This is a genomic window from Streptomyces sp. HNM0645 (assembly GCF_030056615.1).
Lineage (GTDB): Bacteria > Actinomycetota > Actinomycetes > Streptomycetales > Streptomycetaceae > Streptomyces > Streptomyces marianii.
In genome coordinates, this window is record NZ_JASHLT010000049.1 from 65,189 (window position 1) to 89,493 (window position 24,305).

The 24,305-nt window shown below is 71.5% G+C and carries 22 protein-coding genes; 13 read left to right on the plus strand and 9 right to left on the minus strand.

What is annotated here, in order from left to right:
- Positions 1–56: 56 nt before the first annotated feature.
- The 3 genes from QMZ92_RS28525 to hemL all read right to left on the minus strand — a co-directional run bounded on the left by QMZ92_RS28525 (position 57) and on the right by hemL (position 3,417).
- Positions 57–1,295, minus strand: coding sequence for a polysaccharide deacetylase family protein (locus QMZ92_RS28525; protein WP_283300388.1), 1,239 nt, complete (start codon positions 1,293–1,295; stop codon positions 57–59).
- Between the two features lie 116 nt (positions 1,296–1,411).
- A complete protein-coding gene (locus tag QMZ92_RS28530) occupies positions 1,412–2,104 on the minus strand; it encodes a histidine phosphatase family protein (RefSeq protein ID WP_283300389.1) in 693 nt (230 codons plus the stop codon).
- Positions 2,101–3,417 carry a glutamate-1-semialdehyde 2,1-aminomutase gene (gene hemL / locus QMZ92_RS28535; protein WP_283300390.1) on the minus strand — a complete coding sequence of 439 codons (1,317 nt, stop codon included), beginning with the start codon at positions 3,415–3,417 and terminating at the stop codon, positions 2,101–2,103. Before hemL ends, QMZ92_RS28530 begins: the two co-directional genes overlap by 4 nt.
- 127 nt (positions 3,418–3,544) lie before the next feature.
- On the opposite strand from hemL, the gene QMZ92_RS28540 reads away from it, so the two are divergent.
- Complete coding sequence (locus QMZ92_RS28540; protein WP_138053771.1) at positions 3,545–4,108, plus strand: hypothetical protein; 564 nt, start codon at positions 3,545–3,547, stop codon at positions 4,106–4,108.
- A 111-nt stretch (positions 4,109–4,219) separates the two neighbouring features.
- On the opposite strand, the gene QMZ92_RS28545 is transcribed toward QMZ92_RS28540, so the two are convergent.
- The gene (locus QMZ92_RS28545; protein ID WP_283300391.1) at positions 4,220–5,335 is read right to left on the minus strand and encodes a magnesium and cobalt transport protein CorA; all 1,116 of its coding nucleotides are present in this window, start codon (positions 5,333–5,335) and stop codon (positions 4,220–4,222) included.
- Positions 5,336–5,753: 418 nt separating this feature from the next.
- On the opposite strand from QMZ92_RS28545, the gene QMZ92_RS28550 reads away from it, so the two are divergent.
- The gene (locus QMZ92_RS28550) at positions 5,754–6,140 is read left to right on the plus strand and encodes a hypothetical protein (RefSeq protein WP_283300392.1); all 387 of its coding nucleotides are present in this window, start codon (positions 5,754–5,756) and stop codon (positions 6,138–6,140) included.
- Here QMZ92_RS28550 and QMZ92_RS28555 read toward each other — a convergent pair.
- On the minus strand, positions 6,061–6,630 hold the full coding sequence (locus QMZ92_RS28555) for a TIGR03086 family metal-binding protein (RefSeq protein WP_283300393.1): 570 nt from the start codon (positions 6,628–6,630) through the stop codon (positions 6,061–6,063). The genes QMZ92_RS28550 and QMZ92_RS28555 overlap by 80 nt on opposite strands.
- 62 nt (positions 6,631–6,692) lie before the next feature.
- Between QMZ92_RS28555 and QMZ92_RS28560 the strand changes: the two genes are divergently transcribed.
- The 3 genes from QMZ92_RS28560 (at position 6,693) to QMZ92_RS28570 (ending at position 9,347) form a co-directional block, all read left to right on the plus strand.
- Positions 6,693–7,664, plus strand: coding sequence for a helix-turn-helix domain-containing protein (locus QMZ92_RS28560; RefSeq protein WP_283300394.1), 972 nt, complete (start codon positions 6,693–6,695; stop codon positions 7,662–7,664).
- Between the two features lie 76 nt (positions 7,665–7,740).
- Positions 7,741–8,340 carry a GNAT family N-acetyltransferase gene (locus tag QMZ92_RS28565; RefSeq protein WP_283300395.1) on the plus strand — a complete coding sequence of 200 codons (600 nt, stop codon included), beginning with the start codon at positions 7,741–7,743 and terminating at the stop codon, positions 8,338–8,340.
- A gap of 272 nt (positions 8,341–8,612) precedes the next feature.
- Positions 8,613–9,347: a Mut7-C RNAse domain-containing protein gene (locus QMZ92_RS28570; protein ID WP_283300396.1), complete on the plus strand. Its 735-nt coding sequence runs from the start codon at positions 8,613–8,615 to the stop codon at positions 9,345–9,347.
- 116 nt (positions 9,348–9,463) lie between these two features.
- Here QMZ92_RS28570 and QMZ92_RS28575 read toward each other — a convergent pair whose 3' ends face one another.
- Positions 9,464–10,039 (minus strand): TetR/AcrR family transcriptional regulator, encoded by a 576-nt coding sequence (locus QMZ92_RS28575; RefSeq protein WP_283300397.1) that lies wholly within the window; start codon positions 10,037–10,039, stop codon positions 9,464–9,466.
- Between the two features lie 159 nt (positions 10,040–10,198).
- Here QMZ92_RS28575 and QMZ92_RS28580 point away from each other — a divergent pair, with 159 nt between their 5' ends.
- The 4 genes from QMZ92_RS28580 (at position 10,199) to QMZ92_RS28595 (ending at position 14,829) form a co-directional block, all read left to right on the plus strand.
- Positions 10,199–11,650, plus strand: a complete 1,452-nt coding sequence (locus QMZ92_RS28580; protein ID WP_283300398.1) for an FAD-dependent monooxygenase — start codon at positions 10,199–10,201, stop codon at positions 11,648–11,650.
- Between the two features lie 118 nt (positions 11,651–11,768).
- Positions 11,769–12,104 (plus strand): YnfA family protein, encoded by a 336-nt coding sequence (locus QMZ92_RS28585; RefSeq protein ID WP_283300399.1) that lies wholly within the window; start codon positions 11,769–11,771, stop codon positions 12,102–12,104.
- Between the two features lie 50 nt (positions 12,105–12,154).
- The gene (locus tag QMZ92_RS28590; protein ID WP_283300400.1) at positions 12,155–12,922 is read left to right on the plus strand and encodes an SDR family NAD(P)-dependent oxidoreductase; all 768 of its coding nucleotides are present in this window, start codon (positions 12,155–12,157) and stop codon (positions 12,920–12,922) included.
- A 281-nt stretch (positions 12,923–13,203) separates the two neighbouring features.
- Positions 13,204–14,829, plus strand: coding sequence for an alpha/beta hydrolase (locus QMZ92_RS28595; RefSeq protein ID WP_283300401.1), 1,626 nt, complete (start codon positions 13,204–13,206; stop codon positions 14,827–14,829).
- 153 nt (positions 14,830–14,982) lie between these two features.
- Here the strand turns inward: QMZ92_RS28595 and QMZ92_RS28600 are convergent, their stop codons facing one another.
- The gene (locus QMZ92_RS28600; RefSeq protein ID WP_283300402.1) at positions 14,983–16,176 is read right to left on the minus strand and encodes an RtcB family protein; all 1,194 of its coding nucleotides are present in this window, start codon (positions 16,174–16,176) and stop codon (positions 14,983–14,985) included.
- 229 nt (positions 16,177–16,405) lie between these two features.
- Between QMZ92_RS28600 and QMZ92_RS28605 the strand changes: the two genes are divergently transcribed.
- From QMZ92_RS28605 to QMZ92_RS28615, 3 genes are all read left to right on the plus strand, one after another.
- Positions 16,406–17,218: a histone H3 family protein gene (locus QMZ92_RS28605; RefSeq protein WP_283300403.1), complete on the plus strand. Its 813-nt coding sequence runs from the start codon at positions 16,406–16,408 to the stop codon at positions 17,216–17,218.
- A gap of 160 nt (positions 17,219–17,378) precedes the next feature.
- On the plus strand, positions 17,379–18,116 hold the full coding sequence (locus QMZ92_RS28610; protein ID WP_283300404.1) for a DUF3558 family protein: 738 nt from the start codon (positions 17,379–17,381) through the stop codon (positions 18,114–18,116).
- 266 nt (positions 18,117–18,382) lie between these two features.
- Positions 18,383–19,672 carry a DUF2637 domain-containing protein gene (locus QMZ92_RS28615; RefSeq protein WP_283300405.1) on the plus strand — a complete coding sequence of 430 codons (1,290 nt, stop codon included), beginning with the start codon at positions 18,383–18,385 and terminating at the stop codon, positions 19,670–19,672.
- A 205-nt stretch (positions 19,673–19,877) separates the two neighbouring features.
- Here QMZ92_RS28615 and lysS read toward each other — a convergent pair whose 3' ends face one another.
- Positions 19,878–21,614, minus strand: a complete 1,737-nt coding sequence (gene lysS, locus QMZ92_RS28620; protein WP_283300406.1) for a lysine--tRNA ligase — start codon at positions 21,612–21,614, stop codon at positions 19,878–19,880.
- A 281-nt stretch (positions 21,615–21,895) separates the two neighbouring features.
- Between lysS and argS the strand changes: the two genes are divergently transcribed.
- On the plus strand, positions 21,896–23,656 hold the full coding sequence (gene argS, locus QMZ92_RS28625) for an arginine--tRNA ligase (protein ID WP_283300407.1): 1,761 nt from the start codon (positions 21,896–21,898) through the stop codon (positions 23,654–23,656).
- A gap of 102 nt (positions 23,657–23,758) precedes the next feature.
- On the opposite strand, the gene QMZ92_RS28630 is transcribed toward argS, so the two are convergent.
- Positions 23,759–24,031, minus strand: a complete 273-nt coding sequence (locus tag QMZ92_RS28630) for a DUF1876 domain-containing protein (RefSeq protein ID WP_283300408.1) — start codon at positions 24,029–24,031, stop codon at positions 23,759–23,761.
- Between the last annotated feature and the right edge of the window lie 274 nt (positions 24,032–24,305).

A 24,305-nucleotide genomic window follows, 5' to 3' on the forward strand; every position in this document is an offset into this window, starting at 1 on the left:
GGTGGTTAAGGAGTATGGCGCGTCGGGGCACCGCACGCCGCTTTCCGGTGTGCGGGCTACGCGGCGTTCTTGAGGAAGGCGTTCCAGCCGCCCACAGGGGACTGTCCGACCTCGAGGGAGCGGAGTTTCGTGAGGATCTTCGGGTCCTGTACGTCCAGCCAGTCGCAGAACTGCCGGAACGACACGAGCCGCACGTCCTTCTTGCCGGCCATGGACTTCAGGGCCTCCTCGACGGCGTCCATGTATATGCCGCCGTTCCACTGCTCGAAGTGGTTGCCGATGAAGAACGGGGCGCGATTGGACTCGTAGGCCCGCCGGAATCCGTTGAGGTAGGCGTCGGTGGCCTGCCTGCGCCAGCCCGGGTAGCGGGAAGGCATGCCGTTGGTCGAATTCTTCGACTGGTTGGCGAGGATGTTGTAGTCCATCGAGAGCACCTCGAAGGAGTGGCCGGGGAACGGCACGGCCTGCAGCGGCAGGTCCCAGACGCCGCCGCGCTTCTCGGGCCATTTCTGGCGGCCGCCGGGGGAACTCGCGTCGTAGCGCCAGCCCAGCTTCTTCGCGGTCGGCAGGAGACTGTCCTGGCCGAGCAGACAGGGAGTGCGGCCGCCCACGAGTTCCTTGCGGTAGTCGAAGGGGAGCGGATCGAGGTCCGTCCAGCCGCTGTTGCTCTTCCACCGGACGACGAAGGACACGGCCTGGTCGATCTCGTTCTCCCACTGGGCCGGCGTCCAGTTGCCCACGGAACCGGGTCCACCGCAGAAGTGTCCGTTGAAGTGGGTGCCCATCTCGTGGCCTTCGAGCCACGCCTGCCGCACGTACTTCAGGGTGTCCTTGATGTGCGCGTCGGTGAGGTAGCCGATGTCGGAGGCGCCGACCGGATTGTTCGGCGGACGGTAGAGCGATTTCCTGGACTCGGGGAGCAGATAGAGCCCGGAGAGGAAGAACGTCATCGCCGCGTCGTGGTTCCTGGCGAGTTCCAGGAAACGTGGGAAGAGCCCGTTGCCGACCTCACCCGCGCCGTCCCAGGAAAAGATCACGAATTGCGGCGGGGTCTGCCCCGCTTCGAGCGGAACCGGGGCCTCGGGCTGCTTCGGCTGCGCTCCCGTGTCGGCGGTCGAGCCGTCGCCTATGAGACGCACCGGCTCCTTTCCGGGACCGGGCGCCCTGCCGTCGTCACCGCCGTCCCGCCGCCGCTTCCCCCCGCCGCCCGAACCGGCGCCGCAGCCCGCGGCACCGAGGGCTGCGGCGGCACCGAGTCCCGCTCCCAGCAGGCTCCTTCGGGTGATGTTGCGCATGCCGACCGTCCCCGCTTCCCTGTCGCGTCCACGCACGTACTCGTATGGAGAGAGATGGCGTGCGGAACGCGAAGGTTCCCGGGGCTAGCACGGAATGTGCGGAACGCGCCAGACGGCTATGCGCCAAACGCCTTCGATTTCCCCTTGACCGGTTTGGCACCGGCGAGAAGATGCGCCGGAACAAGGTCCCGTGCGGGTTCCGAGTACGCGACCGAGACGATCCTGTCGCCCTGGAACGTGAAGGTTGTCAGCGACGCCAGGGTGCACTGCCGCCGGCGCGGGTCGTGCCAGAGCCGGCGCTGCTCCACATAGCTTCGGACGATCCAGATCGGCAGCTGGTGGCTCACCAGGACCGCCTCGTGGCCGCGTGCGGCGTCCCGGGCGGAGCCCAGCGCACCCATCATCCGCACCACCTGGTCCACGTACGGCTCGCCCCAGGACGGCCGGAACGGGTTGATCAGGTGCCGCCAGTTGCCCGGCTTGCGCAGCGCGCCGTCGCCGACCCCGAAGGTCTTGCCCTCGAAGACGTTCGCCGCCTCGATCAGCCGCTCGTCGGTGTCCAGGGTCAGCCCGTGGGACTTGGCCACCGGCGCGGCCGTCTCCTGCGCCCGCTCCAGCGGAGAGGCCGCCACATGGGTGACGTCGCGGTCGGCGAGGTGCTCGGCGACGCGGTCCGCCATTCGCCGGCCCAGCTCGGAGAGGTGGTAGCCGGGGCGGCGCCCGTAGAGAACGCCGTCCGGATTGTCCACTTCGCCGTGCCGGATGAGATGGACGACGGTCCGCTCCGTATTCATCCCCGTACCGGTCATGCCGTGGCCTCCGCGGCGGCGCGGGCGGCAGCGGGCAGTGCGGCGGCGATGCGATCGACGGCGGCGGCGTCGTGGGCGGCCGACACGAACCAGGACTCGAAGGCGGACGGCGGAAGGTAGACCCCTTGGGAGAGCATCGAGTGGAAGAAGGCGTTGAAGCGGAAGGCCTCCTGGCGCTTCGCGTCCTCGTAGTCCCGTACCTCGCCGTCGGTGAAGAACACCGAGAACATGTTGCTCGCCGTCTGGAGCCGGTGGGCGACGCCCTCCTTGGCCAGCGCGTCCGTGACCAGGCCCCGCACGGCCGCGGAGACCGCGTCGACCCTCTCGTACGCGGCATCGTCCAGCAGTCGCAGTTGGGCGAGGCCGGCGGCGGTCGCGACCGGGTTCCCGGAGAGGGTGCCCGCCTGGTAGACCGGCCCGGCCGGGGCGAGGTGCCCCATGACGTCGGCACGGCCGCCGAACGCCGCCGCCGGGAAGCCGCCGCCCATGACCTTGCCGAAGGTCATCAGATCCGGTACGACACCGTCGACGCCGTACCAGCCGGCCTTCGACGTACGGAAACCGGTCATGACCTCGTCGGAGATGTACAGCGCGCCGTTCTCGGCGCAGGCGTCCTTGAGGCCCTGGTTGAAGCCGGGCAGCGGCGGGACGACGCCCATGTTGCCCGGCGACGCCTCCGTGATCACACAGGCGATCCCGCCCGGGTGCGCCCGGAAGGCCGCGCGGACCGCGTCCAGATCGTTGTACGGCAGCACGATCGTGTCGCCGGCCTGCGCTCCCGTGACACCCGGGGTGTCCGGCAGCCCGAAGGTCGCGACCCCCGAGCCGGCCGCCGCCAGCAGCGCGTCCACGTGCCCGTGGTAGCACCCGGCGAACTTGATCACCTTGGCCCGCCCGGTGAACCCGCGCGCCAGCCGGATCGCCGACATGGTGGCCTCTGTGCCGGACGAGACGAGTCTCACCTGCTCGACCGGGGCCACCCGGGCCACGATCTCCTCGGCGAGCGCGACCTCGCCCTCACCGGGCGTGCCGAACGAGGTGCCGCGCGCGACGGCCTCCTGCACGGCCGCGGTGACCTCGGGGTGGGCATGGCCGAGGATCATCGGACCCCAGGAGCACACGAGGTCCACGTACTCGCGGCCGTCCGCGTCCGTCAGGTACGGGCCGGTGCCGGAGACCATGAACCGGGGTGTACCGCCCACGGCGCGGAAGGCCCGGACGGGAGAGTTCACGCCGCCGGGCGTCACGAGGGACGCGCGGTCGAAAAGCGTCTGCGAAACTGGGGCGTCATAGGGAAAGCTCACGGAATCCATGGTGTCAGAGGCACGCGACGTTCTTGCGGACAGGTGTTTCACCACACGTCCGCGGGGGAGGTCACTGTCACGATGATCGGGTTGCGCGGCGGGGGCCGTGCGTCCTAAAAGGCAGTCGGGTGGAGATATGCATCGCGGTGGCGGACTGGGCGAGGGGACTGACGACCTGGGTCCTGAGCCTGCCCGGCGTGGGAGGCACCGGAGGCACGAGGCGGGTGCGCCCGAGCCCGTGGAGAACAGGGGTGGCCGCGGTATGGGGGTGACCTACAAGTACTTCGGCGCGCCCGACGGGGCGACGGCCGCCCGAGTGCCGATCTCGATGCGCCCGGAGGAGCTGGGCGGTGACGAGCTCGGCATGGGCGGAATGTTCACCAAGATCAAACCCGAGACGATAGCCGCGATGGTCCTCACGGGTATCCAGGGCATGCCCCTGCACAAGGTCCCCCCGCTCGAGCTCGTGGTCCTCCACCCCGACTACGCCGTGGTGAAACTCCCGATGACGGTCGTCGACCCGCTGCGCGACATCGGCGAGGAATCGGTGGGCGCGGCCGCGTTCATCTGGTCCACCGTCCCGGACCGCGGTGGCCCTCGGGACGCGTTCAACGTCTACCAGCTGCTGCACGAGTGGCAGGATTTCAGCCATCGTCTGCACGAGGCGGGACATCAGCCGTACTGCCTGGTGTGGCCCTGAGCGAGGTCCCCGCCGACCGGGACGGCGGCCCTGGACCACGAGGGCCCGCGGACCGGGGCCCGGCGGGCGCACCGCCCCGGGCCCCGGCCGCACGGTGGACCCCGCCGCGGCTCAGAGCCAGCCGTTGCGGCGGAAGCCCTTGTGGATCACGTGACACGCGGCCGCGATGACGGCGAGAACGAGCGGATAGCCCCAGGCCGAGCCGGTCAACGGCATGTGCTCGAAGTTCATCCCGTACGCCCCGCAGATCATCGTCGGCACGGCGACGATCGCCGCCCACGCCGTGATCTTTCGCATGTCCTCGTTCTGCGCGACGGTCATCTGGGCCAGGTGCGCCTGCAGGATCGAGTCCAGCAGCGCGTCGTACCCGCGGATCTGCTCCCCGGCCCTGGCGAGGTGGTCGGAGACGTCACGGAAGTAGGGCCTTATCTCCGGGGCGATCAGCGACGCGGGCTGGTGGGCCAGGGCCTCCAGCGGGCGGTGGAGCGGTGACATGGCCCGTTTGAACTCCAGCAGCCCCCGCTTGAGCCGGTAGATCCGGCCCGCCTCGCCGCGCCCGGCGGCGCCGCGGCCGGCGTGCCCCGAGAAGACGGCCGACTCGACCGCGTCGATGTCCTGCTGGACGGCGTCCGCGACGGCGAGGTACTCGTCCACGACGAAGTCCGCCACGGCGTGCAGTACCGAGGACGGGCCCTTGGCGAGCTGTTCCGGAGCTGCTTCGAGCGCCTCGCGGACCGGCCCCAGCGAACCGTGCGGGCCGTACCGCACGGTCACCACGAAGTCCCGTCCCGTGATCACCGTGATCTCGCCCGTCTCCACCACCTGGCTGGTGGAGGTCACCTCGGCGTGCGCCGCGTAGCCGACCGTCCTGAAGACCGCGAGGACGTTGTCGTCGTACGACACGACCTTCGCCCTGCTGTGCGCGTCGACGGCGTCCTCGACCGTGAGCGGGTGCAGCTCGAACAGCTCGGCGAGTTCCTCGAACTCCTCGCGGGAGGGCTCGTGCAGTCCGATCCAGACGAAGCTGTTGCCGGCGGGGGCGGCGCCGTTCTCCTCGCGGACCCGGCGCAACGCCTCCGCGGCCGGACAACTCCCGGCCTGCCGCACCCCGTCCGCGTAGCCCACGCAGTCGACGACGGCACTGCCGAGGGGCGACCGGGCCGGATGGCTGAGGTCGACCCTGCGGCGGTAGACGCGGCGCACCGCGCGGCCGAGGGTGCGGATCATCGACAACGCGGGCTCCCGGGCAGGTGGTGCTTCCCCGGCCAGCCTCCCGAACGGGAAGTCCCTTGTAAACGACGGCGGGTGTGCGAACGGCCGGGCGCCCGTGTCCCCCACCCGCCGCACGAGCCCGGTGCCGGGTGGTCCCGAACCGGTACGGGACAGCCGTGCGCCGGAAAGCCGTCGTCGGGCCGGCGACGGGAGCGACGGCGAAAGTCCGGTGAGGGCTCTGAGGCGATCCTGCGTTCGCGGCGCGTTTCGTGCCGTGCACGCATGGTTACCGGACATCCTTTTGAGCGGTGAACCAACTCCAGCCGGGCGCCCCGACTGCCGATGTCCGGACTGCGACCGCCGTGAGTCGCTCCGGCGTGCCGTGGCGGTCCTGACACGAGACTCGAGTCTCCCGAGCCCGAGGAGGTCCGGCGTGGGTGACGTCCTGCTGGCCCTGTGCATCCCGCTGACGCTCTGCGCGAGCGGTCTCTACGCGGTGTGCGACAGCTGGTGGCGCCGCCGCAGGCGCGGGGTGGCGCCGCGTCACCTGTATCCGGGCGTGTGCTCGTACGTATACGCCTACGAGCACCCCCGCGCGCACGCCGGAGCGCGTCTCGCGGAGCGGGAGATGCTCGCCGCCGCGGAGGAGATCGTCGACGAGGCCTACACGAGGCTGGCCTGGCTGTACGACGGCACGTGCACCGGCGCGGAAGGCGGCACGAGCGCCGGCGCCGGTCGGGTCAGCGCGGACTCCACCCCGGATCACGGCCCGTCACGGCCAGCACCCGCGCGAACGGTGACGCGTCCGCCGGAACACTGACCGCCTCCCCGAACGCACCGTACCGGCGCGCCCGCGGCGCCATCTCCTCGACGGCCGGACCGAGTTCCGCGATCACCTCGGGGTCCGGTGCGTAATCCTGTCCGGTCGCGCGCGCCAGGTCCCACGCGTGCACGGTCAGATCGGCCAGCACCAAGTGCCCCACGGTCCTCGCGGGGAGGCCGAGCGCACCCGTGGTGCCCTCCTCCGCGCCGGGCTCGGCCCAGGCCTTGACCAGGCGCGCGCACTCGTCGGCGAAGGCCTCCCGCCAGTCCCCCTCCGCCGTGCGGTCCGGAGTCGCGGAGAAGTCCGTGCCCTGCTTGGCCGCCAGCGCCCGGAAGTTGACCACGACCTGGAGCAGGTGGTTGATCAGGGCGCGTACGTCGTACTCGGGGCAGGGGGTCGGAGCGGTGAGTGCGTCCCCGGTCACTCCGCGCACCACGGGGAGGGCGCGCTCGGTGGTCGCGGCGAGCAGTTCACTGATGGTCTTCATGCCACAACGGTGGCGGCACCGGACCCCGGGCGTCTTGAAGAAACGCGACATAGGATCCCGCCATGGCGAGCAGGAGCGAGCCCGGAGTGGCCGGCGGGGCGCCTACGGCCGGCGGGCCGGGACCGCGGCGCGACACCCGGGGGATCGTGGACGCCCCGGAGCTTTTCGCACGCGTACGGTTCCGGCGTCGCGAACCGGCCCTTCCCCTGCGCCCGTACCTGGAGCACTACTGGCTCCTCGACTGGGACCTGCCCGAGCCGTACGTCACGCACGTCGTGCCCCATCCGTCGGTGAACGCCGTCTTCCAGCGGTACGGCGACGAGGAACCGTGGGCCGAGGTCGCCGGCATCGGTCTCGGGCTCTTCACCCAGAAGCTGCGGGGGCGCGGGCGGGTCTGCGGTGTGCAGTTCCGGCCCGGCGGGTTCCGTCCCTTCGCGCCCGGGCGGCCGGTGTCGGCGTGGACGGGCCACCGGGTCCCCGCAGCCGACGTGTTCACCGCCGCCGGCGGGCCCGCGGGGGCAGCGCCGTCGGTGGACGCCGCGGCCGTCGTCCTCCCCGAGGAGGAGAACGCGAGAGTGGACGCCCTCGACGCCTTCCTCCTCTCCCTGCGTCCGGAGGCGGATCCGCAGGCGGACCACGCGATGGCCCTGGTCGAGCGGGTGCGCACCGACCGCACGATCCGCAGGGTCGCCCAACTCGCCGCGGCGGACGGGGTGACGGCGCGTACCCTGCAACGGCTGTTCGCCGCGTACGTCGGTGTCGGACCCAAGTGGGTCATCCTGCGCTACCGCATCCACGAGGCGCTCGAGCGGGCCGAGGCGGACGGCCCGGCCGCGGACGCAGGACGCACCGTCGTGCCGGACGGGGGTACCGGCGCGGATGCGGCCGGCGCGCGTTCCCGCGGCGTCGAGCCGGACTGGTCGGCCCTCGCGGCCGAGCTCGGCTACAGCGACCAGGCCCACCTCGTACGCGACTTCACCGCGACGGTCGGTGTCCCGCCCACGGCGTACGCGGCGACGAGGACTCCGGGGTGACTTCCTGGCTCGGGGCGTTGCCGGCCGGTCGGACGCGTTCCGGGCGCTGTCGGTCCGGGGGCGTACCGTGCGGGGCATGGACGACACGACACCGGTCCTGCGGATCGAGCCCTGGTCGGAGGGCGACTTCGAGCTGCTCCGGGCCCTGAACGCGCCGGAGTTGACGGAGCACCTCGGGGGACCCGAGCCGGAGGGCGGGCTGGCCGAGCGGCACCGGCGCTACGTGGCTCTGAGCATGGACCGGTCCGGGGCGGGGCGGATGTACCGCGTGGTGCTGACGGCCGGCGGGGAACCCGTCGGATCGATCGGGTTCTGGGAGAAGACCTGGCGCGACGGCGAGGTGTACGAGACGGGGTGGAGCATCCTTCCCGGCTTCCAGGGGCGGGGTATCGCGACGGCGGCGGCGCTGGCTGTCGTGGCGGAGGCCCGCGCGGAGCACAGGCACCGCCATCTGCACGCCTTCCCGTCCGTCGACAACGCTCCGTCGAACGCGGTGTGCCGCAAGGCGGGCTTCTCCCTGATCGGGGAGTGCGACTTCGAGTACCCGCCGGGCACGCCGCTGCGCAGCAACGACTGGCGTCTCGACCTCGGCGGGCCGGAGCAGGAACGGGACGGGGGCGGGTCGGAACCGGGCGCGGACGGGTCGGATCCGAAGGAGGCGGCGACCGGTTCATGAGCGGCGACGCGTCCCGAGGCGGTGTGCGGTCGGCACGGGCCGGACCCGAGGGAGAAACGGGGCACGGTCCGGACGCGGGAGTCAGGGCGCTCGGGCGCCGGAGACGGGGGCCGGGCGCCGGAGACGGGACGGCAGCCGGGGTTCCTCGCCAGGGGGAGGACCGGGCGGCCTCACGCCTGGCGGGCGCGCGCGTCGGGTAGGTCGGCGCCGGCCGCCGCCGACCCGGTGGAAACCGCTGGCTGGGGGCGTCTGCCCGATGGCATGCTGGCGGCGTGAACGGACCGGAGATCCACATCAGCTTCGCCCCAGAGCTGCGGCTCTTCGTCCCGGCAGAGCGCCGGAACGGGCGGACCTCCCTCGTCACGGACGGTTCGTCGAGCCTCGGGCACGTCGTCGAGTCGCTCGGGGTGCCGCTCACCGAGGCCGGGCGGCTGCTGGTGGACGGAAGCAGTGTGCAGACCTCGTACGTCCCCGCCGTGGGCGAACACGTCCAGGTCCTGGGCGTCGAACGCCCGCAGCGGGTTCCCGGCGCCCCTCTCCGTTTCCTCCTCGACGTCCATCTGGGGACCCTCGCCCGGCGGCTGCGGCTCCTGGGCGTCGACGCCGCGTACGAGAGCGAGGACATCGGTGACGCCGCGCTGGCCGCCCTCTCGGCGCGCGACCAGCGCGTGATGCTGTCCCGGGACCGAGGACTGCTGCGCCGCCGCGAGCTGTGGGCCGGGGCGTACGTCTACAGCGACCGACCCGACGACCAGCTCCGTGACGTACTGCAGCGGTTCGCACCCGCTCTCGAGCCGTGGACCCGCTGCACGGCCTGCAACGGCCGTCTCACGGACACGGACAAGGCAGCGGTGGAGCACCACCTGGAGCAGGGCACGCAGCGTTCGTACGACGTGTTCGCACAGTGCACGGCCTGCGAGCGGGTCTACTGGCGCGGCGCCCACCACGCCCGGCTGGAGGCGATCGTCGAGGGCGCGATGAGCGAGTTCGGCGGCGCGATCGCCTAGTCGCGATCCGCTCGTTCGCGCCCCCGTGGTCGCGGTCGCCTCGTCGCGGTCGCGGGCGCGCCACGGAGCCACAGGCGGCCGTCGGCGCGGGCGCACCGACGGGCGGTGGCCGGGCGCTACGGGCCCTCGGCGGTGAGATACCGCTGGATCGTCGGTGCGAGCCACGCGATCACCTCGTCCCGGGTCATGTCGACCGCCGGCGGGATCCGCAGCACGTAGCGGGCGAGGGCCATGCCCAGGATCTGCGAGGTGACGAGCGCGGCCCGGCGCGGAACCTCTTCCCTTACGGGGCACACCCCGTCGGCGATGGGCAGCAACTGTCCCCGGAACACCTCCGCCATGCGCTCGGCGCCGGCGGCGTTGGTGACACCGACGCGGAGCATGGCCGTCAGCACCTCGTCGTGCTCCCACCGGTCGAGGAAGTGGGAGACGAGCGCGGCGCCGATGTGCCGTCCGGGCATCCCCCCCAGCTCGGGAAGCCGCAGGTCGATCTCGGAGGCCGCGGCGAACAGCCCCTCCTTGTTGCCGTAGTACCGCATGACCATCGACGGATCGATCCCCGCGTCCTTGGCGATGGCACGGATGGTGGCGCGCTCGTACCCGTCCGCGGCGAAGCGTTCACGGGCGGCTTCGAGGATCGCGGCACGGGTGGCGTCGGAGCGGCGCGGGGCGGGAGGTGGTTCCGAGGTCATGCCAACAAATGTAGGCCAACGATCGTTGACATACCAGCCCGCCCCCGTCTAGCGTTGCCCACAAGCGTTGGCCAACATTCGTTGACCCGAAGGCGTCGACCCGTGGCCCGAGATGGACATCGGCTCTATCGGCGCCGAGTGCTGACAGGAGGCACCGCAATGACCGACCGAACCCGCACCGACAGGACCGCAGACCGCAGCACCACCCCCGCCGCCGCCGCGGAGACGGACGTGACGGTCGTGGGGGCGGGGCCCACGGGTCTCCTGCTCGCCGGGGACCTCGCGGCGGCCGGCGTCCGCGTCACCGTCGTCGAGCGCCGGCCGCCGACGCGGAGCAACCTGACCCGGGCCTTCGGGGTGCACGCACGCACCCTCGAGCTCCTCGACGCCCGGGACCTCGCCGACGAGCTGGTGTCGAAGGGCACGCCCATCACGGGCCTGCGGCTGTTCCGCCGGCTCTCCCTCGATCTCTCCCGACTGCCCTCCCGCTTCCCGTACCTGCTGATAGCCCCGCAGTACGAGGTGGAGCGGCTGCTCGAGCGCCGTGCGCGCGCCGCCGGGGCCGCATTCCGGTACGCCACGGAACTGCGCGACCTGCGCCAGGACGCCGGATCGGTCACCGCCGAGCTCCGCGAGGAGGACGGCGGAGACGCGACGCTGAGCTCCCGCTACCTCGTCGGCACGGACGGGATGCGCAGCTCGGTGAGGCAGTCGCTCGGGCTGCCCTTCCCCGGGGTCTCGGCCATCCGCTCGATCCTGCTCGCGGACGTACGGCTCTCCGAAGAGCCGGAGAACCTGCTGACGGTCAACGGCACGGGGCGGGCCTTCGCCTTCATCGCCCCGTTCGGCGACGGGTGGTACCGCGTGATGGGCTGGCGGCGCGACCGCTCCCAGCCGGACGGCCGGCCGGTCGAACTCGACGAGGTGCGCGATGTCGCCCGCGAGGCCCTCGGCACCGACTACGGCATGCGGGACGCCCGCTGGCTCTCCCGCTTCCACAGTGACGAGCGCCAGGTCCCCGAGTACCGCCGGGGCAGGGTCTTCCTCGCCGGGGACGCGGCGCATGTGCACTCCCCCGCTGGCGGCCAGGGCATGAACACCGGCCTTCAGGACGCGGCGAACCTGTCCTGGAAGCTCGTGGCCGTCCTCCGCGACGACGCCCCGGACCCCGAAGGGCTCCTCGACACCTACCAGTCCGAGCGGCACCCGGTCGGTGCCCAAGTGGTGCGCAGCAGCGGGGCGATCGTACGCCTCGCCATGGCGCACTCACCCCTCCAGCGCCTCACCCGCGCACTGGCGACGAGCTTCCTCAACACGATCCGGCCCGCGTCGGACAGAGCGATGGGCATGATCTCGGGCACAGGTCTCTCCTACGGCGCCCCGCGCGGCGCACACCGGCTGACCGGCAGGCGCGCCCCCGACCTCTCCCTCAGGGAGGGCCGGCTCTACGAGCTGCTGCGCAAGGGCGAATTCGTCCTGGTGACACCGGACGGCGCGGACACGCCTGCACCGGCGGCGCCCGGCCCCGTGTCCAGGGCCCACTGGCGCGGCCCGGCCCGCACGGCCCTGCTGGTCCGGCCGGACGGATACATCGCATGGGCCCGGGACTGAGCAATGGGCCCGGGGCCGAGAGTGCGGCACGACGGCGACGCTCGCGGCGCCGCGGCGCCCCGACGCGGACGCGACCCCGCGCCCCGGTCACCGCGGCCGGACGTGCCAGGCTGACCTCATGGTCGTCGCCCGCTCCGTCCTCCTGTTCGCCGTCGCCGCCGTCTTCGAGATCGGCGGCGCCTGGCTGGTCTGGCAGGGCATGCGGGAGCACCGGGGCTGGCTCTGGATCGGCGCGGGCGTCCTCGCGCTCGGCGCGTACGGGTTCGTGGCCACGTTCCAGCCGCAGGGTGACTTCGGACGGGTCCTGGCAGCCTACGGCGGCGTGTTCGTCGTGGGCTCGATCGCCTGGGGCATGGTGGCCGACGGCTATCGTCCCGACCGCTGGGACGTCCTGGGCGCCCTGATCTGCCTGGCGGGCATGGCGGTGATCATGTACGCACCGCGCGGCCGGTGACCTCTGCCTATCCTGACTTCTGCTATCGATCAGTTGCCCGAGGAGCCGTCATGACCGCCACGCCCATCGCCGTCGTCACCGGAGCGAGCAGCGGAATCGGCGCCGCCACCGCACGGGGTCTCGCCGCGGCCGGCTACCACGTGGTCCTCACCGCCCGGCGCAAGGACCGGGTCGAAGCCCTCGCCGCCGAGCTGACGGACGCCGGGCACCGGGCCACCGCCCGCCCCCTCGACGTCACCGACCGTGCCGCCGTCGATGCCTTCGCGGCCTCCCTCGACGGCACCGGCCCGGTGAAGGTCCTGGTCAACAACGCGGGCGGAGCCCTCGGCGCCGACCCGGTCGCGACCGGCGACCCGGCCGAGTGGCGCCAGATGTACGAGGTCAACGTCATCGGCACGCTGAACCTCACACAGGCCCTGCTCCCCGCGCTCACCACCAGCGGCGACGGCACGGTCGTCGTCCTCTCGTCCACCGCCGGCCACGGCACGTACGAGGGCGGCGCGGGCTACGTCGCCGCGAAGCACGCCGAGCACGTCCTCGCCGAGACCCTCCGCCTGGAGATCGTCGGCACGCCGGTCCGCGTCGTCGAGATCGCTCCCGGCATGGTCAGGACGGAGGGTTTCGCGACCACGCGCTTCCGGGGCGACACCGAGAAGGCCGCCAAGGTCTACGAAGGCGTGGCCGAACCGCTCACCGCCGAGGACGTCGCCGACACCGTCACCTGGGCGGTCACTCGCCCGCCCCACGTCAACGTCGACCTGCTGATCGTCCGCCCCCGGGCCCAGGCGTCGAACACGAAGGTCCACCGGGAGCGCTGACCGTTCCTCGGCATGAGCGGAAGTGAGACCTGTCGCCGGGACTCGCGCTCGGCCTTGTGTCCCGAACGGTGTCGGGCTCGGTGGTCCCCCGCTTTCGCGACCGCTCCCGGGACCTCGCGACCGCCGGCCTCCGCGGCCCGGCCCGTCCCGGTGGCTCGGCCATTCGGCTGCGGTCCGCTGGCGTGCCCCGTCAGGTCGCGATGGTGTGGACGCGGTTGTGCACCGGCCTCCAACACCTGGGCGGCATCGGGTGCTCAGCCCTTCTCAAGGAAGGGCGGAATATGCACATACCAGGACGTAAAGCGGGCCGTCGGCATCACGCGGCGGCCCTTGCCGCGACGGTGTTCTGCTCGACGCTGTTCGTCGGGCCGGACCTCGCTCCGGCCGACGGCGCGCCCCCGCCGTCGGCGCGCGCCCCGAAGCTGGACTGGAACCCCTGCGTCCAGGGCAGTCCGTTCGACTGCGCGACGGCGAGAGTGCCGCTCGACCACGCGAAGCCGGGCGGCCGCACCATCGAGCTGGCCGTCATCAGACGGAGGGCCACCGACCCCGGACGCCGTATCGGCACCCTGTTCTTCAACCCCGGCGGCCCGGGTGGGCCCGGCACGGTGCAGATGCCGCAGAACTACGAGGCCTTCCCCCGGAAAGTACGGGAGCGGTTCGACATCGTCAGCTGGGACCCCCGAGGGATCGGCAGCAGCACCGCGGTGAACTGCTTCGGCAGCCGCGAGGAGGCGGACGCCTGGGCCTCCGGCAAACCGGCCGGCCTCCCGGTCGGCGAACAGCAGCGGACGGAGTGGATCGCCGCGTACAAGGGCCTGTCCCGCCGCTGCCGGCAACGCGACCCCGAGCTGCTGCGCCATGTGTCGACCGCCGACACCGCTCACGACCTCGACCTGCTCCGCGAGGCCGTCGGCGACGCGCGGCTCACCTACCTCGGGATCTCCTACGGGACGATCCTCGGCGCCACCTACGCCAACCTCTTCCCCGGCAAGGTCCGCGCGATGACCCTCGACAGCAACATCGACCCGCGGGCGTGGACGAACGACGCCTCCGACAACGCCCGGCTCCCGACATTCCTGCGCATGGGATCGGACCGCAGCGCCGCCTCGACCGTGGACAGGTTCCTCACTCTGTGCGGATCCACCACCGTCTCCCGCTGCGCCTTCTCGGCGGGGAGCCCGCAGGCGACCCGCGGCAAGCTCGACCGGCTTCTGGAGAGGCTCCGGGAGCGTCCAGTGGGCCCGTGGACCTACGGCCGCACGGTCGGCGACGTCGTGAACGGGCTCTACGTCGTCCAGCCCGGCTGGACGGACCTCGCCCGCAGACTCCAGGACCTGTGGCAGGGCCGCGCTCCGGAACCGTCCCCGCTCCCGCCCGCGCCACCGGTCCCGCATCCGGACCCGTACCTCGGCGACGAACAGGCCGCCGCGGTCCTCTGCGGCGACAGTCCCAATCCACGTGACCCAGGGGCCTACCACTCGCTGGAAGAGACGGCCGCCCGCCGCGCGGGCCACGCCGGCCGCTTCTGGACCTGGGCCGCCGAGGGGTGCGCCACCTGGCCGTCGGTCGCCGCGAACCGCTACACCGGCCCGTGGAACAGAAGGACGGCCCACCCCGTCCTGGTGGTCGGCACCACCTACGACCCCGCAACCCCCTACGCGGACGCGCGTGCCATGGCCGACGAGCTGGCGAACGCCCGTCTGCTCACCCACGACGGATACGGACACACCGCTCTGGTCAACCCCAGCGCCTGCGTGCAGGCGCACGAAAGCCGGTACTTCATCGAGGGCACGCTCCCTCCGGCCGGAACGACGTGCCGCCCGACCACACCCCCGTTCTCCGCTCCCAGGCCGAGCGGCGGCATCGCCACCGGCGGCGGAGGGCTGGCCGGCACGCTTCCCTGAGCCCTGCGCAGCCGGCGGCCGTCCTACGGCCCGGGCAGTCGCCGGCCCCGAGCGGCTCCGGTGCGCGCCGGCCCCACGACACCGGCCGCCCACGGCTGAGGGCCCCGGACTGCGGAAGTCCGAGGCCCTCAGCCCACGGTGGCATGAGGGCGGTCAGCCCTTCACGCAGATGACCTGCTTGAGCTTGGCGACGACCTCCACGAGGTCCCGCTGCTGGTCGATCACCTTCTCGATGGGCTTGTACGCGCCCGGGATCTCGTCCACGACCCCGGAGTCCTTCCTGCACTCCACTCCGCGCGTCTGTTCCTCCAGGTCCCTGGTCGAGAAGCGCCGCTTGGCCGCGTTGCGGCTCATCCGGCGACCGGCACCGTGCGAAGCCGAGTTGAACGACTTCTCGTTCCCGAGGCCCTTCACGATGTAGGAGCCCGTGCCCATCGAGCCGGGGATGATCCCGAAGTCGCCAGACGCGGCGCGGATCGCACCCTTGCGGGTGACGAGCAGGTCCATGCCCTCGTACCGCTCCTCCGCCACGTAGTTGTGGTGACAGGAGATGACCGGGTCGAACGTGACCCTCGCCTTCCTGAACTCCCTGCGGACGACCTCCTGGAACAGCCCCATCATGATCGCGCGGTTGTACTTGGCGTACTCCTGCGCCCAGAAGAGGTCGTTCCGGTAGGCCGCCATCTGCGGGGTGTCCGAGACGAACACCGCGAGATCACGGTCGACCAGGCCCCGGTTGTGCGGCAGCTTCTGGGCCTCGCCGATGTGGTGATCGGCGAGTTCCTTGCCGATGTTCCGCGAGCCGGAGTGCAGCATCAGCCAGACGGAACCGCTCTCGTCCAGGCAGAACTCGATGAAGTGGTTCCCGGAGCCGAGCGTCCCCATCTGCTTGGCCGCCCGTTCCCGGCGGAACTTCACCGGGCCGGCGACGCCGTCGAACCGGGACCAGAAGTCGTCGAACCCCGTCGACGGGAATCCGTACACCCGCCCGGTGTCGACCGGATCGTCGTGCATACCGCGCCCGACCGGGATCGCGCTCTCGATCCTGGACCGGAGCCGGGACAGATCGCCGGGGAGGTCGTTGGCGGTGAGCGAGGTCTTCACGGCCGACATCCCGCAGCCGATGTCGACGCCGACAGCCGCCGGGCAGACCGCGCCGTGCATCGCGATGACCGAGCCGACCGTCGCGCCCTTGCCGTAGTGCACGTCCGGCATCACGGCGAGCCCCTTGATCCAGGGCAGTGTGGCGACGTTCCGCAGCTGCTGCATCGCGCCGTCCTCGACCGTGGCGGGGTCGGCCCACATCCGGATCGGGACCTTGGCGCCGGACACCTCTACATACGACATACTTCCTCGATTCCCCCGAAAACCCTGATAACGCAAAACCAGCGCCAAGCTCAAGAAAAGGGATATCGAACCGGCGTTCACAGCTGCGCGTGCGATACACATTGTGTCCACCGGCACGCATCGGGCGGCAACACGTTTTCGCCGCGGGCGGCCACGGCCGGGGCCGGGAGCCAGTGGGCGACCCGACCGGGCCGGAAGCGCAGGACGGCAGAGAAGGGAGCCTGGGAACGTGCGGCGAAAGGGGTTCGTGCCCGGCGTTGCGGTGCTTCTCGCGGCGCTCGTCACCGGCTGTACCGGCGCAAGCACCGACGGCGGCGCCACCACCGAGGCCAAGGCCGGCGAGACCGCCGGCCCCGTCGCCACCCCGGGCAAGTACCGCACGCTCTACGAGCCCTGCGGCGCCGTCGAACGCTCGATGCTCAGGGACCTGCTGCCCGGCGCGGCCGAGCTGCCCGAGGAGCAGCAGGAGAAGGTCTTCCGCGGTACGGCCGCCGTCACCTACGACACGGACCGCCGCGTCGGCTGCAGCTGGAAGGCCGACTCCCCGGACGCCTCGCACAACCTCCGCGTAGACGTGGAGCGCGTGGTGTCCTACGCCCAGGACGTCAGCGACGACCAGCGTGCCGTCGAGGTGTACACGAGGAAGCAGGACGCGGCCCAGCTGCCGGCGCCCGCCGCAGGCGGCCAGAGCGACACCGGGACCCCCGTGACGGGTTCCCCCGCCACCGGCGCCGCGTCCCTCTCGGGCACCCCCGCACCGTCCGGCGGAACCGCCTCCGGTTCCCCGACCCCGCCTGAGGGCCTGGAACCGCGTGTACTCGACGGGCTCGGCGACGCCGCGTTCCTCGACGACGTCCTCACCCGGGCCGGTTCCACCGCCCGGCACCGCACGGTGAGCGTGGTGTTCCGCACATCCAACGTGATCGTGACCGTCGAGTACGGCGAGCAGCCCGCCCGTGTGACGGAGATCCCGGACAGCAAGGAACTGCAGGAAAAAGCCCGGGGACTGGCCCGGAAGCTGGCCGAACGGTTCAACGAGTAGCACGACCGCCGGCCCGCCGGCGCCATCCGGCGGTTCCGCCGCCCGGTCCCCTCGGGCGACCCGCCGTCGTACCGTGTCGGCGTACCGTGGCCGCCCGGGAGCACCGGACCGTCCGCGTCCGGTACTCCGGAGGACCGTACGACAACCGACTGAAGGAACCATGCACCGATCAGCCCCGCGACTCACCCGCATACTCGCCTGCGCCGCCGTCCCGGTGATGCTCGTCGTCGCCGGCTGCTCGTCGGACTCCGACAGCAAGGGCTCGGGTTCGGACGGCGGCTCGTCCACCTCGTCCGAGACCTCCTCCCCCGGCGGCGAGCAGTCGCCGCCGGCATTGGAGCCGGCGAAGTACGCCAAGCTTCCCGAGCCCTGCAAGGCACTGACCTCCAAGACGGTCGAGGAGCTGGTGCCGAAGGTGAAGAACAAGTCCGGCACGGCCGGCACCTCCAACGACACCGGTGCCCGCGGCAGCTGCTCCTGGAACGGTCTGGAGGACAAGGGCGTCAAGGGCTCGAACTACCGCTGGCTCGACGTGTCGTTCCAGCGCTTCGAGTCCGAGTCGGGCATCGGCAGCGGCGAGGACCGCGCCGGCGACGCCTACAAGAAGGAAGTCGCCGCGGTCCGGGCCACGGAGAAGGCCGAGAGCGTCAACTCCTCGCCCGCGTCGGGTGTCGGCGAGGATGCCACCGCGGTCAGCTACGGCCTCACCAAGTCCGGCGAGGACTTCAAGTACGCAACGATCGTGGCCCGCACGGGCAATGTCGTGGTGACCGTCGGCTACAACGGTACGGGCTTCGCCGGCGCCAAGAACCCGGACCCGTCGCAGCTCATGAAGGACGCGGTGACCGCGGCCAAGGAGGCCGTCGCCTCCGTCGCCAAGGCCAACCAGGTGTCGTGACCGGATGGGTTCGCCGAGCCGGTGAACCCATCCGGTCACGGCACCGGGCCCGGGAGGGGTCAGGCGCACCTGCCGCCCCGGCCCCGGTGTCCAATCGCCCGGCACGGTGACCGGCCCCCGCACGCTCTGCCGATCGGCCCGGTCGGCCCGGCATCCGGCCGGAGTCCGGCCCTCCCCGGAGGGCCGGACTCCGGATTCATGTGCCAGGCTTGGGCCGCGCCACGGGCGCCATGAACAGAAGAGGGAGGGGATCGCGGGTGGCCGCGATGCAGCTGACACGCACGCACCGCATACTCATCGGCGTGGTGGTCGCCGGTGCGGTGATCATCGCCGCGATCGGTTTCGCCGGGTCGTACGCCGCCGTGCGCGAGCTCGCCGAGAAGAAGGGCTTCGGCCAGTTCTCCCTGGTCTTCCCCATCGGCATCGACGCCGGCATCTGCGTACTGCTCGCACTCGACCTCCTGCTGACCTGGATCCGCATCCCCTTCCCGCTGCTGCGCCAGACGGCCTGGCTGCTCACCGCGGCGACGATCGCCTTCAACGGCGCGGCCGCCTGGCCCGACCCGCTCGGCGTCGGCATGCACGCCGTCATCCCCGTCCTGTTCGTGGTGTCCGTCGAGGCCGCCCGCCACGCGGTGGGCAGGATCGCGGACATCACCGCCGACAAGCACATGGAGGGCGTGCGCCTCACCCGCTGGCTGCTCTCCCCGGTACCGACGTTCCGGCTGTGGCGGCGGATGAAGCTGTGGGAGCTGCGCAGCTACGAGCAGGTCATCAAGCTGGAGCAGGACCGGCTGATCTACCAGGCCCGGCTGCAGGCCCGCTTCGGACGGGCATGGCGCCGCAAGGCCCCGGTCGAAGCCCTGATGCCGCTGCGGCTCGCGAAGTACGGCGTGCCGTTGGCGGAGACCGCGCCGGCGGGCCTGGCCTCGGCCGGCATCGAGCCGATGCTGCTGCCGCCGCAGCCCGCGGCGGCGGAGCTGGAGCCCAGCGGGCCCGCACGGGCGCAGGAGCCGGTGGTGGCCGCCGAGGAGGAGCCGAGCCAGTGGTTCGCCACTCCGCAGCGTGTCCAGTACAAGGGCGACTACGACCCGGACTACGAGCCGGCCACGTACGTCCCGGGCCCGGACCACCGGGCCTGGTACGACGAGCAGCCGCAGCGCATCCCGGTGCCGCAGCCTCGCGCGGCCGAGCCCGGACCCGTCCCGCAGCCGCAGCCGGCGGAGGCCGAACCGGTGGCGCAGCCGCAGGCGTCGGAGCCCGAACCGGTGCCTGTCCGGACCCAGGCGCCGGAGCCGACGTTCCCGGTGCCGAACGGGGCGGGCGGCATAAGGCCGTTGGGGGAGGGCGTGCAGGACGCCCTGCCTTCGGACGAGAACCTGTACCAGGTGTTCCGGCGCTCGATAGAGGGTGAGGGCATGCCGACGCCCGGCGCCTTCGCGTCGAACGTCGAGGCCGCGTACGGGCTGCACCTCCAGCCCCGTGAGCTGAACCAGTACATGGACCGGTTCACGACCCGCTTCAACAACGAGCTGATGGAAGACCACATCGCGTAGGACGCCCACGTGGCCACCGGACGGCCGTGTGGACCGGGTACGCCGCGTACACCGGCGCGCCGAGGGGCACCGTGAACCGGCGGTCCCGGGCGGCACTGCCGGTCGGCCGAGTCCGCACGACGCAGCGACGCCGAAGGGCTCCCACCCGCCGAGGGGGAGAGCCCTTCTTCCGTCCGGCCGCCGGAACCCCTCGGGCCCCGGCCGGTCAGGCCGCCAGCAGCTTGCGCACCCGGTCGGCCCCGACGGCCAGGAGCAGCGTCGGGAGACGCGGGCCCGTCTCGCGGCTCACCAGCAGCCGGTAGAGCAGCGCGAAGAAGGAACGCTGGGCGGTCTTCAGCTCCGGCGTCGGCTTGGCGTCCGGCTCCAGGCCCGCCATCACCTTCGGCACTCCGTAGACGAGGGTCGTCAGACCGTCCAGTGACCAGTGGGTGTCCAGCCCCTCCAGCAGCAGGCGCAGCGACTCGCGCGCCTCGCCGTCGAGCGAGCCGAGCAGCTCCGCGTCCGGCTCGGAACGCACGACGGTGCGGGCGTCGGCCGGGACCTGGGTCGTGATCCAGTTCTCCGCGCGGTCCAGCCGAGGACGGGCCTCGTCGAGCGAGGACAGCGGGTTCGCCGGGTCCAGCTCGCTGAGGATGCGCAACGTCTGCTCGTCGTGGCCGGCGGTGATGTCGACGACCGAGGCGAGTGTGCGGTACGGCAGCGGGCGGGGCGTGCGCGGCAGCTCACCCGCGGCGGTGCGGGCCGCGCGTGCGTGGGCGGCGGCGTCGGCCGGGAGCGCGGAACCCTCCGCGACCTTGGACTCCAGCTTGTCCCACTCGTCGTAGAGCCGCTGGATCTCCTGGTCGAAGGCGATCTTGAAGGACTGGTTGGGCCTGCGGCGTGCGTACAGCCAGCGCAGCAGGGGGGCTTCCATGATCCTCAGCGCGTCCGCCGGCGTCGGCACACCACCGCGCGACGACGACATCTTGGCCATGCCGGAGATGCCCACGAAGGCGTACATCGGGCCGATCGGCTGGACGCCGTCGAAGACCTCGCGGACGATCTGACCGCCGACGACGAACGACGACCCCGGAGACGAGTGGTCGACACCGCTCGGCTCGAAGATCACGCCCTCGTAGGCCCAGCGCATCGGCCAGTCGACCTTCCAGACCAGCTTGCCGCGGTTGAACTCGCTCAGCCGGACCGTTTCCGAGAAGCCGCACGCCGTGCAGGAGTACGTCAGCTCCGTGGTGGCGTCGATGTACTCCGTGACGCTCGTCAGGTCCTTCTCGCAGTTGCCGCAGTACGGCTTGTACGGGAAGTAGCCCGCGGAGCCGCCGCTGCCGTCGTCCTCGGACGCCGCGCCCGAGCCCTCGGCGGCCTCCAGCTCGGCCTCGTCGACCGGCTTCTGCTGCTTCTTCGCCTGGACCTTGGCCTTCGTCCGGTACTGGTCGAGGATGCCGTCGATCCGGGCACGGTGCTTCATGGCGTGCAGGATCTGCTCGCGGTAGGCACCCGAGGTGTACTGCTCGGTCTGGCTGACCGGGTCGAACTCGACACGGAGTTCGGCGAGCGACTCGACCATCGCGGCCTTGAAGTGCTCCGCCCAGTTCGGGTAAGGGGAGCCGGCGGGCGCGGGCACCGAGGTCAGCGGCTTGCCGATGTGCTCGGCCCAGGTGTCGTCGACGCCCTCCACTCCGGCCGGCACCTTGCGGTAACGGTCGTAGTCGTCCCAGGAGATCACGTGCCGCACCTCGTACCCGCGGCGGCGGATCTCGTCCGCGACCAGGTGCGGCGTCATGACCTCACGCAGGTTGCCCAGGTGGATGGGCCCGGACGGCGACAGGCCAGACGCAACCACGACCGGTTTCCCGGGCGCACGCCGTTCCGACTCGGCGATGACATCGTCCGCGAAACGGGAGACCCAGTCGGTCTCGGTGCTGCTCTGAGCCACGATCGGCACGTCCTTGATTGCTTGAGTCTGTCGAAGCTGGCGTCTGCCATTCTCCCAGACGGAACACGGCGCCCGTTGGTTGTCCACAGGCCGACGCCGTTCGGCCCGAACTCCGCCCCGGTCGTCCACAGGCACCGCTTCGTCCACAGGTCCGGGGTCCGTGGGAGAAACGGGTTGCTCCCCCGTGGGACACTTGACTACCGAAAAGCGGCGCCGATCACACCCCGACGACCCACGACGCCCCGCTCACAGGAAACACTCGCAGGAACACTCACAGGAAACGGAAGCTCATGGCCTCGGTCCCTTCCCTCGCTTCGACCGTGCAGCAGCGCCTCGCGGACGCCCTCTCGGCAGCCCTGCCGGAGGCTGGCTCCGCGGATCCGCTGTTGCGACGCAGCGACCGGGCCGACTTCCAGGCCAACGGCATCCTGGCGCTCGCCAAGAGGCTCAAGGGCAATCCGCGTGAGCTCGCGACCAAGGTCGTCGAGTTCGTGCCGGCCGACGACGTACTGCGGGAGATCGAGGTCTCGGGCCCCGGATTCCTGAACATCACGGTCTCCGACGAGGCGATCGCCGAGACGCTCGCCGCCCGCGCGGCGGACGACCGCCTCGGGGTGCCGTTCGCCGACACCGCGGGCACCACCGTGATCGACTACGCGCAGCCGAACGTGGCCAAGGAGATGCACGTCGGCCACCTCCGTTCGGCGGTGATCGGCGACGCCATGGTGCGGATCCTGGAGTTCACCGGCGAGAAGGTGGTCCGGCGCCACCACATCGGCGACTGGGGCACCCAGTTCGGCATGCTCATCCAGTTCCTGATCGAGCACCCGCACGAGCTGGACCACAAGGACGAGGCCGCCGTCTCCGGCGAGGAGGCCATGTCCAACCTGAACCGGCTGTACAAGGCCTCGCGCGCCCTCTTCGACTCCGACGAGGATTTCAAGGAGCGCGCGCGGCGGCGGGTGGTGGACCTCCAGTCGGGCGACGAGGAGACCCTCGCCCTCTGGCAGAGGTTCGTCGACGAGTCGAAGATCTACTTCTACTCCGTCTTCAACAAGCTCGACATGGAGATCCACGACCCCGACGTCGTGGGCGAGTCGGGCTACAACCACATGCTCGACGAGACCTGCCGCATCCTCGAGGAATCCGGCGTCGCCGTGCGCTCCGAGGGCGCGCTGTGCGTGTTCTTCGACGACGTCAAGGGCCCGGACGGCAAGCCCGTCCCCCTGATCGTGCGGAAGTCGAACGGCGGCTACGGCTACGCGGCCACCGACCTCTCCGCGATCCGGGACCGGGTGCAGAACCTCGGTGCCGACAACCTGATCTACGTCGTCGACGCCCGGCAGTCCCTGCACTTCAAGATGGTCTTCGAGACCGCTCGCCGGGCCGGCTGGCTGAACGACGAGGTCAAGGCCGTCCAGCTGGCGTTCGGCACGGTCCTCGGCAAGGACGGCAAGCCCTTCAAGACCCGTGAGGGCGAGACGGTGCGGCTGGTCGACCTGCTGGACGAGGCGATCGAACGGGCGGCGGCCGTCGTCAGGGAGAAGGCCCAGGACCTGTCGGAGGAGGAGATCGCCGAGCGGGGCGCACAGGTCGGCATCGGCGCCGTGAAGTACGCGGACCTCTCCACGTCTGCGTCGCGGGACTACAAGTTCGACCTGGACCAGATGGTGTCCCTCAACGGCGACACGTCGGTGTACCTGCAGTACGCGTACGCCCGTATCCAGTCGATCCTGCGCAAGGCCGGGGACGCGAAGCCGCAGGCCCACGCGGAGATCGGGCTTACCCCGTCCGAGCGCGCGCTGGGTCTGCACATCGACCGGTTCGGCGAGACGGTCGAGGAGGCCGCGTCCTCGTACGAGCCGCACAAGCTGGCGGCGTACCTCTACCAGCTGGCGTCGCTGTACACGACGTTCTACTCGGAGTGCCCGGTCCTCAAGGCGGACACCCCTGCGCAGGTGGAGAACCGGCTGTTCCTGTGCGACCTGACCGCCCGCACGCTCCACCAGGGCATGGCCCTGCTGGGCATCCGCACCCCCGCGCGCCTCTGACGCGCGGCGCCCGGCCCCGGCGCGTCCGGGCGCATCCGGCACGGGCGGCCCTCGGCGAGCGAACCGCCGGGGGCCGTCCTCCGTTCGCCTCGCGTCACCTCGTCAGCGGTTCAGCGGGTGCGCCGACCTTCCCGTGGTCTCCTCGATCTCGTCGTGCGCCTTCTTGAGCAGTGTCTGCGCGACGTCCATGAGCGCCCGGGCGCCGGCGATCTCCTCGCCGACGCGCAGTTGGGCCGGGTCGGACGGATGGCGGCTGGCGTGCCCGTGACCGCGCACTTCCGTGCCGTCGGCGAGCCGGAGCATCGCGGCCGCCCTGGTCTTGTCGCCCTCCTCGAGGAACTCCATCTCGACATGCCAGCCGACGAGAGTCTGCATGACGGATCACCTCCACAGCGGTACTTCTCCCAGGGTGCGCCGACCACGGGCTGATCACCACCCCTTCCCCATCCGTGCAGACGGCCCCGAGATCGCCGTCGTGCCCCGCTCCCGGGCCCGAGACGGGTTCGCACGCCTTGCCGCGAAGCGACGGTCACGATGCACTCCGCCCCGCGCGACGGCGGAGGCTCGACCGGTGCCCCGCCGAACTCGCGCTCCCCGCGGGGGCTTGCAGGGACGGCAACGCGGCAGGGACGACTGGCAGGGCGACGTG

Excerpts from the sequence above, each read along its gene's own strand:
- QMZ92_RS28560 (WP_283300394.1), top strand. The coding sequence starts at position 6,693 with ATGGCGAGCAGGAGCGAGCCCGGAGTGGCCGGCGGGGCGCCTACGGCC.
- QMZ92_RS28525 (WP_283300388.1), bottom strand. The coding sequence starts at position 1,295 with ATGCGCAACATCACCCGAAGGAGCCTGCTGGGAGCGGGACTCGGTGCC.
- QMZ92_RS28545 (WP_283300391.1), bottom strand. The coding sequence starts at position 5,335 with ATGATCCGCACCCTCGGCCGCGCGGTGCGCCGCGTCTACCGCCGCAGG.
- argS (WP_283300407.1), top strand. The coding sequence starts at position 21,896 with ATGGCCTCGGTCCCTTCCCTCGCTTCGACCGTGCAGCAGCGCCTCGCG.
- QMZ92_RS28575 (WP_283300397.1), bottom strand. The coding sequence starts at position 10,039 with ATGACCTCGGAACCACCTCCCGCCCCGCGCCGCTCCGACGCCACCCGT.
- QMZ92_RS28585 (WP_283300399.1), top strand. The coding sequence starts at position 11,769 with ATGGTCGTCGCCCGCTCCGTCCTCCTGTTCGCCGTCGCCGCCGTCTTC.
- QMZ92_RS28630 (WP_283300408.1), bottom strand. The coding sequence starts at position 24,031 with ATGCAGACTCTCGTCGGCTGGCATGTCGAGATGGAGTTCCTCGAGGAG.
- QMZ92_RS28530 (WP_283300389.1), bottom strand. The coding sequence starts at position 2,104 with ATGACCGGTACGGGGATGAATACGGAGCGGACCGTCGTCCATCTCATC.
- QMZ92_RS28590 (WP_283300400.1), top strand. The coding sequence starts at position 12,155 with ATGACCGCCACGCCCATCGCCGTCGTCACCGGAGCGAGCAGCGGAATC.
- QMZ92_RS28540 (WP_138053771.1), top strand. The coding sequence starts at position 3,545 with ATGCATCGCGGTGGCGGACTGGGCGAGGGGACTGACGACCTGGGTCCT.
- QMZ92_RS28555 (WP_283300393.1), bottom strand. The coding sequence starts at position 6,630 with ATGAAGACCATCAGTGAACTGCTCGCCGCGACCACCGAGCGCGCCCTC.
- hemL (WP_283300390.1), bottom strand. The coding sequence starts at position 3,417 with ATGGATTCCGTGAGCTTTCCCTATGACGCCCCAGTTTCGCAGACGCTT.
- QMZ92_RS28600 (WP_283300402.1), bottom strand. The coding sequence starts at position 16,176 with ATGTCGTATGTAGAGGTGTCCGGCGCCAAGGTCCCGATCCGGATGTGG.
- QMZ92_RS28565 (WP_283300395.1), top strand. The coding sequence starts at position 7,741 with ATGGACGACACGACACCGGTCCTGCGGATCGAGCCCTGGTCGGAGGGC.
- QMZ92_RS28580 (WP_283300398.1), top strand. The coding sequence starts at position 10,199 with ATGACCGACCGAACCCGCACCGACAGGACCGCAGACCGCAGCACCACC.
- QMZ92_RS28615 (WP_283300405.1), top strand. The coding sequence starts at position 18,383 with ATGCAGCTGACACGCACGCACCGCATACTCATCGGCGTGGTGGTCGCC.
- QMZ92_RS28610 (WP_283300404.1), top strand. The coding sequence starts at position 17,379 with ATGCACCGATCAGCCCCGCGACTCACCCGCATACTCGCCTGCGCCGCC.
- QMZ92_RS28595 (WP_283300401.1), top strand. The coding sequence starts at position 13,204 with ATGCACATACCAGGACGTAAAGCGGGCCGTCGGCATCACGCGGCGGCC.